The organism is Acinetobacter harbinensis, from assembly GCF_000816495.1.
GTDB classification, from domain to species: domain Bacteria; phylum Pseudomonadota; class Gammaproteobacteria; order Pseudomonadales; family Moraxellaceae; genus Acinetobacter; species Acinetobacter harbinensis.
The window spans coordinates 2,140,627-2,158,839 of the sequence record NZ_JXBK01000001.1; the positions used below are offsets into that span (position 1 = coordinate 2,140,627).

18 protein-coding genes are annotated in these 18,213 nt (G+C 42.2%); 7 read left to right on the top strand and 11 right to left on the bottom strand.

Annotated elements, in window-relative coordinates; genetic code table 11:
• Positions 1 to 4 precede the first annotated feature (4 nt).
• The 7 genes from era to SE27_RS10050 form a co-directional block, all read right to left on the bottom strand.
• Positions 5 to 1,033 (bottom strand): GTPase Era, encoded by a 1,029-nt coding sequence (gene era / locus SE27_RS10020; protein ID WP_039623028.1) that lies wholly within the window; start codon positions 1,031 to 1,033, stop codon positions 5 to 7.
• Positions 1,034 to 1,038: 5 nt separating this feature from the next.
• Positions 1,039 to 1,731 carry a ribonuclease III gene (gene rnc / locus SE27_RS10025; RefSeq protein WP_039623030.1) on the bottom strand — a complete coding sequence of 231 codons (693 nt, stop codon included), beginning with the start codon at positions 1,729 to 1,731 and terminating at the stop codon, positions 1,039 to 1,041.
• The gene (locus SE27_RS10030) at positions 1,703 to 2,077 is read right to left on the bottom strand and encodes a DUF4845 domain-containing protein (protein WP_039623034.1); all 375 of its coding nucleotides are present in this window, start codon (positions 2,075 to 2,077) and stop codon (positions 1,703 to 1,705) included. The genes rnc and SE27_RS10030 overlap by 29 nt, the downstream gene beginning before the upstream one ends.
• Before the next feature lie 21 nt (positions 2,078 to 2,098).
• The gene (gene lepB / locus SE27_RS10035; protein WP_039623036.1) at positions 2,099 to 2,926 is read right to left on the bottom strand and encodes a signal peptidase I; all 828 of its coding nucleotides are present in this window, start codon (positions 2,924 to 2,926) and stop codon (positions 2,099 to 2,101) included.
• A 21-nt stretch (positions 2,927 to 2,947) separates the two neighbouring features.
• A complete protein-coding gene (lepA, locus tag SE27_RS10040; protein WP_039623038.1) occupies positions 2,948 to 4,765 on the bottom strand; it encodes a translation elongation factor 4 in 1,818 nt (605 codons plus the stop codon).
• A gap of 260 nt (positions 4,766 to 5,025) precedes the next feature.
• On the bottom strand, positions 5,026 to 5,481 hold the full coding sequence (locus SE27_RS10045; protein ID WP_039623039.1) for an acyl-CoA thioesterase: 456 nt from the start codon (positions 5,479 to 5,481) through the stop codon (positions 5,026 to 5,028).
• A 128-nt stretch (positions 5,482 to 5,609) separates the two neighbouring features.
• Positions 5,610 to 6,992 carry a Do family serine endopeptidase gene (locus tag SE27_RS10050; protein ID WP_039623040.1) on the bottom strand — a complete coding sequence of 461 codons (1,383 nt, stop codon included), beginning with the start codon at positions 6,990 to 6,992 and terminating at the stop codon, positions 5,610 to 5,612.
• 228 nt (positions 6,993 to 7,220) lie between these two features.
• Here SE27_RS10050 and nadB point away from each other — a divergent pair, with 228 nt between their 5' ends.
• The gene (gene nadB, locus SE27_RS10055) at positions 7,221 to 8,858 is read left to right on the top strand and encodes an L-aspartate oxidase (protein ID WP_162481325.1); all 1,638 of its coding nucleotides are present in this window, start codon (positions 7,221 to 7,223) and stop codon (positions 8,856 to 8,858) included.
• 73 nt (positions 8,859 to 8,931) lie between these two features.
• On the opposite strand, the gene tmk is transcribed toward nadB, so the two are convergent.
• The 3 genes from tmk to pabC are packed head-to-tail and all read right to left on the bottom strand — an operon-like array spanning position 8,932 to position 11,398.
• Complete coding sequence (gene tmk, locus SE27_RS10060; protein WP_039623042.1) at positions 8,932 to 9,531, bottom strand: dTMP kinase; 600 nt, start codon at positions 9,529 to 9,531, stop codon at positions 8,932 to 8,934.
• A 3-nt stretch (positions 9,532 to 9,534) separates the two neighbouring features.
• Complete coding sequence (gene mltG, locus SE27_RS10065) at positions 9,535 to 10,584, bottom strand: endolytic transglycosylase MltG (protein WP_039623043.1); 1,050 nt, start codon at positions 10,582 to 10,584, stop codon at positions 9,535 to 9,537.
• A 1-nt stretch (position 10,585) separates the two neighbouring features.
• Positions 10,586 to 11,398, bottom strand: coding sequence for an aminodeoxychorismate lyase (pabC, locus tag SE27_RS10070; RefSeq protein WP_039623045.1), 813 nt, complete (start codon positions 11,396 to 11,398; stop codon positions 10,586 to 10,588).
• Positions 11,399 to 11,559: 161 nt separating this feature from the next.
• Here pabC and SE27_RS10075 point away from each other — a divergent pair, with 161 nt between their 5' ends.
• The 6 genes from SE27_RS10075 (at position 11,560) to SE27_RS10100 (ending at position 17,068) form a co-directional block, all read left to right on the top strand.
• Complete coding sequence (locus SE27_RS10075) at positions 11,560 to 12,570, top strand: sulfate ABC transporter substrate-binding protein (RefSeq protein ID WP_039623975.1); 1,011 nt, start codon at positions 11,560 to 11,562, stop codon at positions 12,568 to 12,570.
• A gap of 33 nt (positions 12,571 to 12,603) precedes the next feature.
• Complete coding sequence (locus SE27_RS10080) at positions 12,604 to 13,149, top strand: RBBP9/YdeN family alpha/beta hydrolase (protein WP_052251732.1); 546 nt, start codon at positions 12,604 to 12,606, stop codon at positions 13,147 to 13,149.
• Between the two features lie 144 nt (positions 13,150 to 13,293).
• Positions 13,294 to 14,127, top strand: coding sequence for a sulfate ABC transporter permease subunit CysT (gene cysT, locus SE27_RS10085; protein ID WP_039623046.1), 834 nt, complete (start codon positions 13,294 to 13,296; stop codon positions 14,125 to 14,127).
• A complete protein-coding gene (gene cysW / locus SE27_RS10090; RefSeq protein ID WP_039623047.1) occupies positions 14,124 to 15,032 on the top strand; it encodes a sulfate ABC transporter permease subunit CysW in 909 nt (302 codons plus the stop codon). Before cysT ends, cysW begins: the two co-directional genes overlap by 4 nt.
• Positions 15,029 to 16,090: a sulfate/molybdate ABC transporter ATP-binding protein gene (locus SE27_RS10095; protein WP_039623048.1), complete on the top strand. Its 1,062-nt coding sequence runs from the start codon at positions 15,029 to 15,031 to the stop codon at positions 16,088 to 16,090. Before cysW ends, SE27_RS10095 begins: the two co-directional genes overlap by 4 nt.
• Before the next feature lie 54 nt (positions 16,091 to 16,144).
• On the top strand, positions 16,145 to 17,068 hold the full coding sequence (locus SE27_RS10100; RefSeq protein ID WP_039623049.1) for a CysB family HTH-type transcriptional regulator: 924 nt from the start codon (positions 16,145 to 16,147) through the stop codon (positions 17,066 to 17,068).
• A 121-nt stretch (positions 17,069 to 17,189) separates the two neighbouring features.
• Here SE27_RS10100 and carO read toward each other — a convergent pair whose 3' ends face one another.
• Positions 17,190 to 17,921, bottom strand: coding sequence for an ornithine uptake porin CarO (gene carO, locus SE27_RS10105; RefSeq protein WP_039623050.1), 732 nt, complete (start codon positions 17,919 to 17,921; stop codon positions 17,190 to 17,192).
• Between the last annotated feature and the right edge of the window lie 292 nt (positions 17,922 to 18,213).

Below are 18,213 nucleotides of genomic sequence, written 5' to 3' on the forward strand. Positions count from 1 at the left end.
ACGCTTAGATATCACTATATCCTAAGCTTTTTAAAGCACGTTCATCATCAGACCAACCGCCTTTGACTTTAACCCAAAGGGTCAACATGATTTTTTGCTCGAACATTTTTTCCATATCCGCACGCGCATCCATACCGATTTTTTTCAGTTTAGCGCCTTTTTCACCAATCACAATGGCTTTTTGCCCTTGGCGATCGACAAAAATAGTGGCATCAATATAAGTACATGCAGGCTTAGGACGACCTGTTTTTTCGTGAATAGTGGCCGCTTCGGTATTAAATGATTCAATTTGAACGGTTAAATCATAAGGCAGCTCTTCACCCAATTGACGCATGATTTTTTCACGAATCACCTCAGAAGCTAAGAAACGCTCTGAGCGATCGGTAATTTGATCGAGTGCATATAAAGGCGGCTGAAAGGGCAAATAATGCTCAATGGTGTCACGCAAATGCTCAAGATTTGAGGCACGCAAGGCTGAAACCGGTACAATTTCTGCAAAGTTCATCAACTTGGCACGCTCTTGAATTAGCGGCAACGTACTGTTTTTATTTTCAAATGTATCAATTTTATTGATCACTAAAATGACCGGCATTTCAGCATTTTTAAGTTTTTCTAAAACCAAATCATCGTTTGGTGTCCACTTCTGTGCATCAATCACAAATAAGACTAAATTTACATCACGTAGTGCTGAAGAAGCTGCACGGTTCATCATTTTATTGATGGCACGGACTTCTTTTTTATGCATCCCTGGCGTGTCAACAAAGACAGCTTGAGACTTTTCACGCGTATCAATCCCGACAATTTTATGCCGTGTAGTTTGCGGCTTACGTGAAGTAATGGACAGTTTCTGACCCAAAATATGGTTCATTAACGTCGATTTACCCACGTTTGGACGTCCGACAATCGCAACAAATCCGCTTTTAAAGTCAGCAGGAATCGTGGTGCCTTGTGAACTAAAGAAATTATTAATCAGGTCATTGCCAGTGTTTTCTGGCTCGTGATCAGCATCGATGTGATCGGAATGTGTGGTCATGCAGATTACTGCTCCAATAATTTTAAGAGATCCGCCGCAACTGCTTGTTCAGCAAAGCGACGGCTTGATCCTTCACCATACAAAGCGGGTAAGCCCTCGATAATACATTCCACCTTGAAATGTTGGTTCGGAGCATCACCTTGAATATCCACCACGTCATAAACCGGAAGCGGTTTTTTACGTGCTTGTAAATATTCTTGTAAGCGTGATTTTGGATCTTTGAGTTGGTCAGTAGGTTCAATATGGTCTAAATATGGCACGTACCATTTCAGCACGATCTCTTGCAAGATTTTTAAATCATCACAATCGACATAAATAGCGCCAATAATGGCCTCTACCGTATCAGCAAGAATAGATTCTCGATGATGACCGCCAGATTTTAACTCGCCCGTGCTTAAAATTAAACAAGGTCCAAGTTTAAGATCGTTGGCAATTTTACCCAGTGCTTCTTGGCGAACCAAGGTGGCACGCATCCGTGTTAAGCGCCCTTCATTTTCATGTGGGTAGGCTTGATACAGATAATGAGCAATGATCATACCTAACAATGCGTCGCCTAGGAATTCTAAGCGCTCATAGTTAGATTTATGGCTCACTGATCGATGTGTTAATGCTAGTTGCAATAACTCAGGTTGTTTGAACTGATAACCGATACGGCTAACTAAGCGCATATCATTGAGTTTGGACTGACCTTTGATCAAAACTTTTCTCGAACTTTAATACTAAATCTATGTTGAGCAAGAAAGGCTTTCTTATCTCATAATCTTTCTTGACTTGCAGACCTTCAGTGTTGGTGACCTGCGCAATATCTTTAAAGTTAATGTCACGAATACCATTCATGTCAAAACGTTGCCCCATCTTGTTTGCAAACTCAGACGGTGAAATATTCTTTGGACTACTTTTGATCAATTCAGTGATTTGCTCATCAATGACTCGATCATCCCAATACGGTGCCCATACCGCAATCACAATTTTAACTAAAAAAGCAAAACCAATAATGGCAATTAAAACACCAATATAGGATACCCCTTGTTGATTTTTACGCATTTTTTATTTTTCCAATGATGCTTAATCAATTTTACCGTTACGACTAAATGACGGCAATTTAAAGCCGGATTCTTTGTGCATCCAAATGTACATCGCACGACCGGTCAAGTTCTGCTCAGGGACAAAACCCCAGAAACGACTGTCCGCACTTTGATCACGATTATCCCCCATCGCGAAATAATGCCCTTCTGGAACTTTGACTTCCCAATATAAACCATTTTCGGTTGAGTATTTACCATTTTCAATCGAATTAATAAACGGTGCTTGGCGTGCAACATTAACGCCCTCAAGCTCACGCATCTTAAAGGTATGTTTACCTAAGGTTTCTTGATGATAAATCGATTGTGGTGTATCTAAAATATCTTTTTCACGGCTAAATTCAACTGGCACTTTCAGTACTTTTTGTCCATTAATACTCAATTGACCATGATCATATACCAAATGATCGCCCGGCAAACCGACCACGCGCTTAATATAGCTGATGGTGGGCTGCGGCGGGAAACGAAATACAATCACATCGCCGCGCTCAGGTTCACCAACATTTAAAAATTTGCTATTTACAATCGGTAAACGCACACCATATTGAAATTTATTGACCAAAATAAAGTCACCCGTTTCTAAGGTCGGCACCATAGAATCGGATGGAATATTAAAAGGTTCGTATAAAAAAGAACGCAAGATGAGAACCACTGCCAATACCGGCCAGAAGTCATATGCCCATGTGATAATGAAATTTTCATTACCCTTGCCACGAGTTTTTCTTTGTTTAAAGAATAACTTATCCAACAACCACAGCAAGAAAAAAATCAGTGTGGCGGGTACAAGGATTAAATTAAAATCAAAATCCATTGGCTTATATCCTCAATATTCTTATCGTTCTACTTTCAATACAGCCAAGAACGCTTCTTGTGGGATTTCAACACTACCCACTTGCTTCATGCGTTTCTTACCTTCTTTTTGCTTCGACAACAGTTTCTTCTTACGTGAAACGTCACCACCATAGCATTTTGCCAATACGTTTTTACGCATCGCTTTAACCGTAGAACGCGCAATAATTTGTGCGCCAATGGCGGCTTGAATGGCCACATCAAACATTTGACGTGGAATCAATTCTTTCATTTTATCCACCAAAGCAATACCACGATGACGCGCATCATTGCGATGACAAATCATCGCCAAAGCATCGACTTTTTCGCCATTGATCAACACATCGACTTTAACCAGTGATGAGCTTTCAAAACGCACAAAGCTGTAATCTAGTGAAGCAAAGCCACGTGAACAAGATTTTAAGCGATCAAAGAAATCCATCACCACTTCAGCCATAGGAATTTCAAAAGTCAAAGACACTTGCTTGCCCAAGAATTTCATATCTTTTTGGATACCACGGCGTTCAATACACAAGGTCATGACGTTGCCTAAGTATTCTTGTGGTACCAAAATATGGCACTCAGCAATCGGTTCACGTAAATCTTCAACCGTTGAACCATCTAGCATTTTCGATGGACTGTCGATATAAATGGTTTCGCCAGTTTTCATCAGTGATTCGTAAATCACAGTCGGTGCTGAGGTAATAATATCTAAATCGTACTCACGCTCTAAACGCTCTTGTACAATTTCCATGTGCAACATGCCCAAGAAGCCACAGCGGAAGCCAAAGCCTAAAGCATCTGAGCTTTCTGGCTCAAAGAACAAAGCCGAGTCATTAATTTGTAGCTTATGCAGCGCTTCGCGAAATGGCTCAAAGTCACTGGCATCAATCGGGAACAGACCAGCATAGACTTGTGGTTTAACTTTTTTAAAGCCCGGCAAGGTCTTAACATCAGGCGTGGCCGATAGGGTAATGGTGTCACCCACAGGCGCACCAAAAATATCTTTAATACCCGCAATGACAAAGCCTACTTCACCGGCCTCTAACATACCTGTTTCAGTATGTTTAGGATTAAAGATCCCGACTGAAGTAATAATATGGGTCTGGCCGGTTGATTTGATCAACATTTTATCGCCTTTACGCACGCGACCTTGTTTCACGCGTACCAAAGACACTACACCTAAGTAGTTATCAAACCAAGAATCGACAATTAAAGCTTGTAATGGCGCTTCACGATCACCCACCGGTGCAGGAATCACATTGACCAATGTTTCTAATACGTTGGCAATCCCTAATCCAGTTTTTGCAGAACAGGTTGGTGCATCGACTGCTTCAATACCAATAATTTCTTCAATTTCATGAATTACACGCTCAGGGTCGGCCTGTGGTAAATCAATTTTATTCAAAATTGGTAGAACTTCGAGCCCTTGCTCAATTGCGGTATAACAGTTGGCAACCGATTGTGCTTCAACGCCTTGTGCGGCATCCACCACCAATAACGCCCCTTCACAGGCCGCTAAAGAACGTGACACTTCATACGAAAAGTCTACGTGTCCCGGCGTATCAATAAAGTTTAATTGATATTCTTCACCGTTGGGATGGGTGTAATACAAAGTCACCGAAGTGGCTTTAATGGTAATCCCACGTTCGCGTTCAAGCTCCATCGAGTCAAGTACTTGCGCTTGCATTTCACGCGCTTGTAGTCCACCGCAGGTTTGAATAAAGCGATCGGCAAGTGTCGACTTACCATGATCGATATGCGCAATAATCGAAAAATTTCGTATATTATTGATATTAACTGACTTTTTAGCAACTGCCATAAACTACTCTAAATCTAAACACACAATCACACACTGAAATAAAGCCAGTATTTATGACGTGCAAAAAAGGATATTCCGAAGATGTCGCACAGTATAAGCAGTAGATAGTTAAAAATACAGAGAGCTTGCAAAAATAGTCCGATTCTTCTACAAAAGTCAGTGCTAAAATTGCTTCTCACCGTGCTTTAACTGAGTCCGCAAACAAAATAAGGACGATTAAAGCATTTATATGCTAAAGGCACTCAAAATAATTGCGTACCTTAAGCAGATATATTCATCGTGCTAAAATCGAATGGATTCTGATCTGTGTTAATCGGTTGATAAGCGTGAGTAAACGTGGGTGACATGCGTTTTGGTCGTCCGGTGGCAATTTCCACACAGGCCCATTTGGTGCTACCCGTAAATAAAATACTTTGATCCTGCGGTCGATAAAACACGTATTGACGCACAGAATACAAGGCATCAATTCGGCTTAGCCAAGTGCGTAAAATAATCTGCTCACCTTGAAAAGCCGCTTTACGATATTGCACCTGATGCTCAACTGCAACCATGGCGTGCTTCAATTCAAGATAGTGCTGAATGCCTAAACCTAATTGCTCAATATGTGCGGTGGCGACATCTTGCATCCACTGCACATACACCACATTATTAACATGCCCTAAGCGATCAATATGTTGCGCTTGAACAGTCATTTCCAGATCAAATAGAGTACTCATGGTTTTTTAATCCCGACCTTTGGCAAAGTTTTTCAGAGCCTACAGTTTTTGACAGCTTAAGCAATGGTAAAATAATCAAAGATAAAAACCACTCTATCTAGAGTGGTTTTTTAACGCAGAGAGCAAAATTACTCAATACGCATGCCTAAAATAGCTCGTTGGTTTTGACGGATAATTGAAACACGCGCCACCGAACCTTTTTTCAGCTCAGAAACTGACTTGATAAAATCGTTACTATTGAGAATGGTTTTGTCATTAATTTGAGTAATCACATCGCCTGCCATCATTCGTGATTGTGCTGCCACACCGCCACGTTTCACATCCTGTATTAAAATTCCACCTTTAACACCCAGTTGTGCTTGCTCCTCTAGGGTTAAATTACGAATACTGACCCCAATCACAGGGCCTTTTTGGGGCTGAATTTGCTCAGTTTTGGCCGGTGTATCATCTGGAGCAACAGTTAAAGTGGCAGAGATATTACGAATTTTATCATCCCGCAGCACTTGTAATTGAATCATTTGATTGGGCGAGGTACGGTTTAAATAGTTCAATAAATCTGAAGTTCGAGAAATCGCAGAACCATTATATTTTAAGATTACATCACCCGATTTAAAGCCGGCTTTGGCTGCGGGCGAATTTGGTGCCACTTGGGTGACCAATGAACCTTCTGGTTTATCTAACTTATAAGATTCAGCCAAGTTACGGTCAATGTCTTGTAACATCACGCCCAAATAAGAGCGGGTCACTTTACCATTTTTCTTTAATTGATCCGCCACATCCATCGCCACATCAATCGGGATAGAAAATGACAAGCCCATATAACCGCCGGTCCCACTAAAAATACGTGAGTTAACTCCGACCACTTCACCATTTTGATTAAACAGGGGGCCACCTGAATTTCCCGGATTTAAAGCCACATCGGTTTGAATAAACGGAACTGAGGTCTCCCCCATCATGTTACGCATTTTGGCGCTGACAATACCCGCTGAGGCTGAATAATCAAAACCAAACGGTGAACCAATGGCCAAGACCGGCTCGCCTACGCGCAGGCGGTCAACATTACCCGTACGTAACTCAGGAAAATTAGAACCTTTAACTTTTAGCAAAGCCACATCGGTACGTTCATCACTGCCCACCACGGTGGCATCAAGTTCACGACGATCATTCAACATGATGGTGACTTTGGAGGCATTTTCAACCACATGATGGTTGGTTAACAAGTAACCATCTTTACTGATAAAAAAGGCACTGCCATAACCCGTTTTTTCTTGTGGTTCTTGTGGTTGTGGAATAACCACTTGATTACCAAAAAAACGACGTAAAATTTCGGGTACTTGTTGTTGGATCAGCTCTTCTTGGGTCATTTTTTTGACCACATTCACACTGACCACCGCAGGGCTGACTTGTTCGACCAAATTAGAAAAATCCACCGCAGAAGCGGCTTGGCTTTGCGCTGCGGCCATGGTAAAAACAGCTGCATATAATCCTTTTTTTAGATCATGATTTTTCATATAAAGCATCCGCTCCATTGCGTTATAAATATCGTTAGACCGTTTTTTAGCATAAAATTTGTCTGAGTTAAGTAATAATATGTTGGCTGATATTGTTATATACATTTGCTTAAATATTGCTTAAAAACTGCTGGTTTAATTGCTTTTTCTCATCATACATTAGCATATTAGCTCTTGTTTTTTGCTTGAAAAAGCGGTGTGATGATTAAACTTTTTTCAAATTCACTGATGAATATGTCTAATTTAAACTTAACGCATTATTTTGATGTGATTATTGTGGGCAGTGGCGGTGCAGGTTTAAGCTTGGCTTTGTCGCTACCCGACCACTTTAATATTGCGGTTTTGGCGAAATCCACACTGACCGAAGCCAGCACATTCTATGCCCAAGGCGGCGTGGCTGCGGTATTAGATGAAACGGATTCTATTGAACAGCATATTGATGACACCATGATTGCTGGTGCAGATTTGTGTGAAATGCAGGCAGTGGCACAAACCGTTAAAGGCGGTAAACCGACTGTCGATTTCCTTTTAAAGCATGGCGTACAATTCACCTTAGATGAACAAGAACAACTCCATCTAACCCGTGAAGGTGGACATTCGCAGCGTCGAATTATTCATGCAGCCGATGCCACAGGTCGCGCAATTTCCACCACTTTGGTGCAGCGCGCAGAAGAAAAATCCAATATTCATATTTTTGAAAACTATATTGCCATTGATGTAATTACTTCACAAAAACTAGGTTTAGATGAACAGCATAATCGTGCTTTAGGGCTATATGCCTTAGATGAAAAGACCGAAAAAGTTCATACCTTTTTAGCACCCTCTACCGCTTTGGCCTGTGGCGGTGCCATGAAAGCTTATTTGTACACCTCTAACCCCGATATTGCTACCGGTGACGGCATCGCCATGGCCTATCGTGCAGGCTGTCGCGTGGCAAATATGGAATTTAACCAGTTCCATCCGACCTGTCTGTACCACCCGCAAGCGCGTTCATTTTTAATCACTGAAGCCATGCGCGGTGAAGGTGCGTATCTACGCCTTCCTGATGGTGAACGTTTTATGCTGCGTTTTGATGAACGCGCTGAACTTGCGCCACGCGATATTGTGGCGCGTGCCATTGATTATGAAATTAAACGCTTGGGTATTCGGCATGTCTGGCTGGATATCACGCATAAACCAACGGAGTTTATCACCGAACATTTCCCGACTTTATATGCACGGCTACTCGAACTGGGGATCGACATTACCAAAGAGATGATTCCCGTGGTTCCTGCGGCGCATTATACCTGTGGCGGTGTGGTGGTGGATGAACACAGTCAGACCGATATTGCCGGCCTGTATGCCATTGGTGAAACCTCTTATACCGGTTTACACGGTGCTAATCGTATGGCCAGTAACTCGCTGTTAGAATGTTTCGTTTATGGCATGAGTGCAGCAGAGCATATTGAAAATCAGTTCAATCCGACCCACTCAACGTTAGATGTTCCAGCATGGGATGATTCACAGGTGATGAATCCAGATGAAGAAGTGGTGATTTTGCAAAACTGGGATGAACTGCGCCAAACCATGTGGAATTATGTCGGCATTGTACGCAGCACCAAACGCTTAGAACGTGCGCTACATCGTATTGAAATGCTTAAAAAAGAAATTACCGAGTATTATCACGATTATCACGTCAGCAAAAATCTGATTGAGCTGCGTAATTTGGTTTTAGTCTCGGAGATGATTGTGCGCTGTGCAATGCAGCGTAAAGAATCACGCGGGCTACACTTCACTTTAGATTATCCTGAATTGTCCAGTGAACTGCGCAAAACCATCCTCACGCCGCCCAACTTTCAGGTTGAAATGCCATTGGTGAACGCATAAATAAAAAGGCGATAGCACTTTTATGCTATCGCCTTTTCATCCAAACACTCTACAGCACTTTAAAAATTACCGATTATTTTAAATAACTCAAGGCTTGCTCAAAGACTTGATCGGGGCTTTGACAGGCATCTAAACGCTTAATCCGTGCGCCCTCTTGCTGCCAAAGTGTTTGATAGCCCGCGCGTACTTTTTCAAAAAAGACCGCTTTTTCTTGCTCGAAACGATCCAATGCACCGCGCTCGCGAGCACGTGACATTCCCAGTTCCGTGGGTGCATCCAGCCAAAAGGTAATCTGCGGCATGTGCGAGACAAAATTTGCATTTAATAACTGTAATTTCTCTGCACTTAAGCCACGTCCAGCACATTGATAAGCAAAACTGGCATCGGTAAATCGATCACACAACACCGTTTTACCTGCCGCCAAAGCTGGCACAATCACTTGTTGTAAATGCTGCGCACGTGCTGCATACATCAGTAAGAGCTCAGTATCATCGGCCATATTTTCTTCGTGATTTACGGCCAACAACAGGGCACGAATTTGCTCTGCCATCGGTGTACCCCCCGGCTCACGGGTGAGCTGTACCTGTTGACCTTGTGCAAGCAAATGCTCATAAACTTTACGAATGAGTGTGGTTTTACCGACACCTTCTGTGCCTTCAAAACTAATAAACATGACTCATTCCTTCTTCGATTTTAATACAGATAAATAATCTTGCACGGCGCGATTATGTGACTCTAAGTTGGCGCTAAAGGTATGCCCACCATTACCTGTGGCAACAAAATAGATATTATTCGAGCTGTCTGGATGCATGGCCGCTTCAATGGCTTTTTGACTTGGTAACGCAATCGGAGTTGGGGTTAAACCGCTATTGGTGTAAGTATTATAAGCCGTCGGGGTACGCAAATCTGCACGGGTAATATTGCCCGTATAACGATCCCCCATCCCATAAATCACCGTTGGATCGGTTTGTAAGCGCATGCCCATTTTTAAACGACGCACAAAGACACCGGATACCTGCTGTAATTCACGATCTAAACTGGTTTCTTTTTCTACAATCGAGGCCATAATTAAGGCTTCATATTTATCTTTATAGGGAAGATCGGGCGCACGGTTGGCCCACGCTGCGTCTAAGGCTTTCATTTGACGCTTATATAAATCACTTAAAATCTTTTTATCACTTTCACCTTTGGCAAAAAAATAAGTGTCTGGGGCAAATAAACCTTCAGGATGTTGAAACGGAATATTGAGTGCTTGCAACATCTGCTGTTGCGGTAGATTCAGCACCTCTTTACTGACCAATGGATCTTTTCTTAAACTGTCCGCCAACTGCTTAAACGTCGTGCCTTCAATGACTAAAATACGATTCATTTGCGCATTGTCCGCATTGGCCAGCATCTGCATGACCTGACGAATACTCATGCCTTGACGCACTTCATAGACCCCAGCTTTCATGCTGTCATGGATCATAAACTTTTGATAAAGCTTTAAGATGATAGGAAAATTCACTTTATTTTCTTTGGCTAAACGGTCAATGAAACCCGAATAGGTATCACCGGTGCTAATGGCCAACATCTGTTTTTTGCCATTTACCGGATAAGCTTTAAATAAGCTAGACCATAAAATAAAGCCCACCACAAGAATGATGGCGGCTATAAAAATAATCCACCCATTCACAGGCAATCGTTTCGCGGTTTTGTTGTTTGATTTTTGCTTTGAGCTAGACATATTAACGAATCTGATTCAATTGAAGGATATTAAACAGTTCAATACAGGCTTGAACATTCAAAGGTTGCTGGTTAAGTTCAGTCACAATTTTCATTGGACTTAAGGCATTGCAAAAAAATAAGCTTTCAAATTGTGTAATTTCATCCATATCAATGAAACGTTGTTCACAAGCAATTCCATGCTGCTGCATCCGCGATAAAATTTCCGCACGCATCACTCCATGCACGCCATTATAGCGAAGTTCGGGCGTAATCCATGTATTGTTTAAGCGAATGAAACAATTACTACTCACGCCCTCTACAACGGTGCCCTGCACATCGGTAACCAATGCTTCGCTCCAACCGCGCTGATCGGCTTCATTTTTAAGCAACACTTGCTCTAATCGGTTCAGACTTTTTAAACCCACGAGGCTTGGCATGGTCAGCCCCAAGACTTGTTGTAAAACACCAGTTTTAATTTTTTCAACTTGAAATTCAGCACATGCTTGCGGATAAAAGAATACCCAAACATCGGCATGATGATCTGGCAAGCTATAGCCACGTTGTCCTTCACCGCGGCTAATCAGCACTTTTAATGTGCCATTGACCTCTAAATACTGCTGCTGCAACACGGCCAAACTCTGTTCAATGCACTGCAAATCTGCCTGTAACAGCAAGCGCTCACAACTGAGCACTAAGCGTGCAATATGCAAATTTTCCAGTTCTATTTTGCCCTGCCGAACGCGTGCGGTGGTAAAACAGCCATCGCCATAATGAAAGGCACGATCTATTAAGGCGATCTGCTCAATGGGCTGGGCATTCTTAAAACAAAGCATATTAAAACGTCCAAAGCACGATGGCTTAGTTTAAGAACTGCTGAATCGGTTTAATATCTCTTTTACTCATATAAAATTCATTTTTTATTATTTTTTATGCATAAAGGATGGCGCTATTCTCGCCGCATGGTCAAAAAAGCCAAAAACAACTGGAGCAAGAGATGCACTTTACAAAAATAAAACTGGCAATTGCAACTGTCCTGATTTCAGTCAGTTCATTCAACAGCAGCGCAAAAGATTTCTTAAATGTCTCGTATGATCCCACACGTGAACTGTATGAAAATCTAAATCAAGAGTTTGGTCAGTACTGGAAAAAATCAACCGGACAAGTGCTCAATTTCAAACAATCGCATGGTGGCTCAGGCAAACAAGCCCGTGCGGTAATCGATGGCTTAGATGCAGATGTGGTTACGCTGGCTTTGGCCGCCGATATTGATGCCATTGCGGAAAAAACCAATCTATTGCCTAAAGATTGGCAGAAAAAATTGCCATATAACTCGACGCCTTACACCTCGACCATTGTCTTCTTGGTGCGTAAAGGTAATCCGAAAAATATTAAAGATTGGGGCGATTTGGTTAAACCCGGCGTGGCAATTGTCACCCCAAATCCTAAAACCTCTGGCGGTGCACGTTGGAATTATCTGGCGGCGTGGGCATGGGCAAAACATCAACCGGCGGGCAATGATGCCAAAGCGCAAGAATTTGTGCGTCAAATTTATCAACACACCAAAGTACTGGATTCGGGCGCACGCGGCGCAACCACTACTTTTGCTGAGCGCGGCATTGGAGATGTACTACTGGCTTGGGAAAATGAAGCGTATTTAGCAATACGTGAACAGCCTGATAAATTTCAAATCATCACTCCGTCCTTGTCCATTTTAGCTGAGCCGCCGGTGGCGATTGTAGAAAAAAATGCGCAGAAAAATGGCACGACTTATGTCGCCAAAGGCTACTTAAACTTTCTCTATTCTTCGCGTGGACAAGAAATTGCTGCACAGAACTTTTACCGTCCACACAATGCGGCAGTCTTAAAAAAATACAGTTCAACCTTTAAGCCGTTAAAACTGGTCACGATTGATCAAGAGTTTTCCGGCTGGAGCACAGTGCAGAAAAAACACTTCGAAAATGGCGGTATTTTCGATCAAATCATTAAAGCCAATAACGTCAAATAAGATTCATCACAGCAAAGCTAGAGGAGCATTGACATGATTCACAACGTAATTGTACCGGGGATTGGCGGCAGTGAAGAAAGCCACTGGCAGTCTTGGTTACAACGACAACTCATGTCTTGCTCACGCGTTGAGCAACAGCATTGGCAACAACCGGTTTTACAGCAGTGGATTACACAATTTGTGCAGAGCATTGCGCCCATTCAAACCGATCTGCAAATTATTGCCCATAGTTTTGGTTGCTTAACCACTGTTGCAGCGCTCGCGCAGCATCCGCAGCTCAATCAGAAAGTTAAACATTTAATTTTGGTTGCACCCGCCAATCCAAGACGTTTTGCCGAAAATGATTTTGCAGATGATCAACAGCTGAATCTGGATGATTATTTCCAGCAGCTTGATCTTGCCGTGCCCACCACACTGTTAATGAGTGAAAATGATCCGTGGTTAAATCCTCAAGATGGCAAACGGTTAGCCCAAGCATGGCAACTTGAGCCTATTAATTTAGGTCAAGTCGGTCATGTCAATACTGCATCGGGTTTCGGACCTTTTCCAGAAATCCTCCCTTATTTAATATCGAAATGAGTATTGTGATCTATCAATTTTGATGATGACAGTCAGTGCTTATTTAAATTTGCAATTTCAACTGTGCAAATTATGCTTGTGCCGATTTAAACTTTTATTTTTGTTGAATGTTTTGTTCAGCTTTCGCTCTTCTAAGGAGTAATCATGTCGCAGCGATCTAAAGTGCTGCCAGGATTTGGTCTTTCTCTAGGCTTTACCCTAGCGTATTTATCCTTGATTGTTCTTATTCCCTTATCTGCTGTATTTATTAAATCATTGGGTATTGGCTGGGATGGTTTATGGGAAATTTTAAGCTCAGAACGTATTTTAAAATCTTTACAGTTAAGCTTCAGTAGCGCACTTTTAGCCGCTGTGATTAATGTGGTCTTTGGTTTGTTACTGGCATGGTGCTTGGTACGTTATACCTTCCCAGGTAAACGCATTGTCGATGCTTTGGTGGATTTACCCTTTGCTCTGCCAACCGCAGTCGCTGGTATTGCCCTAACCTCACTGTATGCGCCCACCGGTTGGATTGGGCAGTATCTTGAACCTTTGGGTATTCAGGTGGCCTATACGCCTATCGGAATTACGCTGGCATTGATTTTTATTGGTCTGCCGTTTGTGGTCCGCACCGTACAACCGGTTTTGAGTGATTTAGAAATTGAACTCGAAGAAGCCGCGTCTGCGTTGGGTGCCAATCGCTTTCAAATTGTCAGTAAAATTATTCTACCTATTTTATTTCCAGCACTACTCACCGGTTTTGCCTTAGCCTTTGCTCGCGGCGTAGGTGAATATGGTTCGGTGATCTTTATTGCTGGTAATCAGCCTTTTGAAACTGAAATTGCGCCACTGATGATTATCTCTCGTTTAGAAGAATATGATTATGCCGGTGCAACCACCATTGCCGTGGTGATGTTGATACTTTCCTTTGCGATTTTATTGCTGATTAATCTGCTACAAGGCTGGGCCAGCCGTCGTACGGGGAGAACTGCATCATGAGTTTAATGACCAACAGCAATGCCTTAGCAGAAAAACTACAATCCCGAAATGCGACGCGAGAATCCACTTGGGTGCGTTATCTGCTAATTACCATTGCCCTGATCTTTTTCTTAAGCTGTTTAATTCTGCCTTTAATTTTGGTTTTTGTAGAAGCCTTTAAACAAGGAGTGGGTGTTTATTTTCAAGCACTGGTTCATCCCGACACTTTATCTGCGGTTAAACTCACCTTACTGACCGCCGTTATTGCTGTGCCGTTGAACGTGGTGTTTGGTGTGGCGGCCGCATGGTCGGTGGCCAAATTTAACTTCCGTGGTAAATCAATTTTAACCACAATTATCGATATGCCTTTTGCGGTGTCTCCCGTCATTGCCGGTCTAATGTTGGTATTGATTTTTGGTACACAAGGTTGGTTTGGCGAATGGTTTATGGATCATGACATTAAAGTCTTGTATGCCGTACCGGCTATTGTCTTGGCGACTGTTTTTATTACGGTACCGTTTGTTGCCCGTGAACTGATTCCTTTAATGGAAGCACAAGGTACGGAAGAAGAAGAAGCAGCCATTGTACTGGGTGCTTCAGGCTGGCAAACCTTTTGGAAAGTCACCTTGCCGAATATTAAATGGGGATTAATCTACGGCGTGATTTTGTGTAATGCCCGTGCGATGGGTGAATTTGGTGCAGTCTCAGTGGTGTCCGGCCATATTCGCGGGGAAACCAATACCTTGCCGTTACATGTCGAAATTCTCTACAACGAATATACGTTTAGTGCCGCCTTTGCGGTGTCATCACTGCTTGCGCTACTGGCCATTGTCACGCTGATTTTAAAAGCATGGGTGGAAATTCGGCAAGAAAAGCAAAACAAACGTAATGCAGATGCAACGGTTTCTGAAGGAATGACATCATGAGTATTCAAGTTAAAAATATTGAAAAACACTTTGGTGCGTTCCATGCACTGAATAATATTTCATTGGATTTTCCCGATGGTCAGCTGGTGGCCTTACTTGGCCCTTCTGGCTGTGGTAAAACCACCTTACTGCGAATTATTGCCGGTTTAGAAACAGCCGATGGTGGACAAGTGATTTTAGAAGGTGAAGATGCCACTGCTGTGCATGTTCGTGAACGCCAAGTCGGGTTTGTGTTTCAGCACTATGCGTTATTTCGGCACATGAGCGTGTTTGAAAATATTGCTTTCGGTTTACGCGTGCGCCCACGCGCAACACGCCCATCAGAGAGCGATATTAAAAAACGTGTGATGCATTTACTGGATTTGGTGCAATTGAGCGCTTTAGCTGAGCGCTTTCCAGCCCAACTCTCTGGCGGGCAACGGCAACGTGTGGCTTTGGCTCGTGCGCTTGCAGTTGAGCCTCGGGTATTATTGCTCGATGAACCCTTTGGTGCGTTAGATGCTAAAGTGCGTAAAGAACTGCGCCGTTGGTTGCGTACCTTACATGATGAACTGCACATTACCTCTATTTTTGTCACCCATGACCAAGAAGAAGCCTTAGAAGTGGCCGATCAAATTATTGTGATGAATAAAGGCAATGTAGAGCAAATTGGTTCACCCCGTGAAGTGTATGAAAAACCCGCAACGCCGTTTGTCTTTGACTTTTTGGGTCAAGCCAATCGTTTTGAAGGTCAGCATCAACAGGGTATTATTCAATTGGGTGAGGATCGCATTCAATTGCCGCAGACTCTTGATGCCCCACAAGGTCAAATTATTGCCTTTGCGCGTCCCCATGAATTTCAGCTCTATACCACGCCACAGCCGAATACCATTCAAGCCACGTTCTTACGGGAAATATGGATTGCTGGTAAAGTGCTGGCAGAGCTGCAAGATCGCCAAGGCAATCTTATTGAAATTTCATTACCGTCAGATCAAGCTAAACTGCATCAATTTAAACCAAATCAAACGGTGTGGCTCAGTCCAACAGCACTGCATTTATTTGCCGATGACGTGGCTTAAGCCGACATGGATGGGGCAAAATAGCTCCATCCCTTTTTTAAGGTAAACACAAGTATGAATTTTCAGCAACTCAGAATTATTCGAGAAACGGTTCGACAAAAATTTAACTTAACCGAAGCGTCGGCAGCACTTTACACCTCACAATCTGGCGTGAGTAAACATATTAAAGATTTAGAAGACGAGCTAGGCGTACAACTGTTTGTGCGCAAAGGTAAGCGTTTATTGGGTCTCACTGAACCGGGTCAGGCTTTACTGGGTATTGTAGAGCGCATGTTGGTTGATGCAGACAATATTAAACGCCTAGCGGATGACTTTAACCGTGTAGATGAAGGCACATTGACTATTGCCACCACGCACACCCAAGCGCGCTATGTCTTACCGCCAATTGTGAATCAATTTAAAAAAGGATTTCCCAAAGTACATCTGATTTTACAGCAGGCCAGTCCGGTTGAAATCACCCAAATGCTACTACAAGGCGAAGCCGATATTGGCATTGCAACAGAATCTTTAACAGCAGAAGACAACTTGGCCAGTGTGCCCTTTTATGAGTGGCAACACAGTATTATTACCCCACAAAACCATCCACTGACCACGCAGCAGAACATTGGTTTACAAGATTTAGCCGAGTATCCTTTGATTACTTATCATGGTGGATTTACTGGTCGCTCAAAAATTGATAAAGCTTTTGATGCAGCCGGTCTTGATGTCGATATTGTCATGTCTGCACTGGATGCCGATGTCATTAAAACCTATGTTGAACTGAATATGGGCGTGGGTATTGTTAATAACGTGGCCTATGATGCAGAGCGTGACTATCGTTTAAAACAAATTCCCACTGATATTTTTGGCATGAATACTACATGGATTGCAGTACGCAAAGGACACTTATTGCGCGGTTACGGCTATGAATTTATTTCACTTTGTACGCCAAATGCCGACATTAAAGCCTTTAAAAAAGAAGCTTATCCAGAAGATTAAAAATTTGATCTGGGTATTTTAGAAGTGTCTCTATAGAAAACGATTGAGCTTTTTATAGAGACATAAAAAAAACGAGCCGTAGCTCGTTTTTTTATCTTTAGAATCCTAACTTGATTCTAAATTAGAAATGATAACTTACACCCAGTTTAGCCACTGGTAACCATTCGTATTTGTCATCATTACGGATTTTATTTTCTTCAGCACGTATATCTTCATCAATATTGGCGCCATTTACGTTAACAAAAGTACCATTCGCATTTAAATCAACTGTAGGATTACCGGTATAGTAAGCACCGACTTCACCAAATACACCCCAATTTTGATTGATTTTAGGCGCAAAACCTAAACCAACGTATGGTGCGATATCATTTTTATATGACATTTTGCCATTAACTGAACCATTAACTGAATATGGATTATCATTCACAGTAATAGAACCATTTTCTGAACGCTTAGTTAAGTCATAGTCATTATCAAGATAACCTACACCGGCTGCCATATAAACGCCTTGCGCCCAACGGTTTGCACTTGCACCCCAAGGACGAATTTCAGCATTTAAGTAAGCAAGTTTGTTGTCCATATCTAGGTCATATTTAGTACCATTTACTGATACATCATCTGTCCAAGAGATATCACCGCCGTTATAACCTAACGCCAAACCCACATATGGGTTTGCAGTCCAAAGTAAAGCACCGCCGTAACCTGTCGTACCCACTTCAGCACGAACGCCTGTTGGAATCAGTTGGTTTTTCTCAAAAGCATAACCATCTTGAACAACAACTTCTTCTGCCATTGCTGTACCAGCCATTGCAGTAAGTAGTGCTGCGGTAAGAACTGTCGTTAAAGTTTTCATTACATATCTCCTCAAAAAAATTCTTTTCATGCTTAATGCTTTTTAATAGACGCACTATAAGGCAAAAGCAGCTTAACTTTTATTCGACATTTGCTGAGTTTTTGTTATTTTTTGATACAATTGCGATTTACTGTTGATTTTGCAAACTTTTTTAATTAAAAGAAAAATAATATTAAATTTTAAGTGTTTATTTTTTTACTTTAATAAATATTTCCCATGTAAAGTCATTTTTTCATCTATTTAGCCGGCAATATAGTGTAAAATATTGAAAATTTTTTTTGGAAATGGAAGA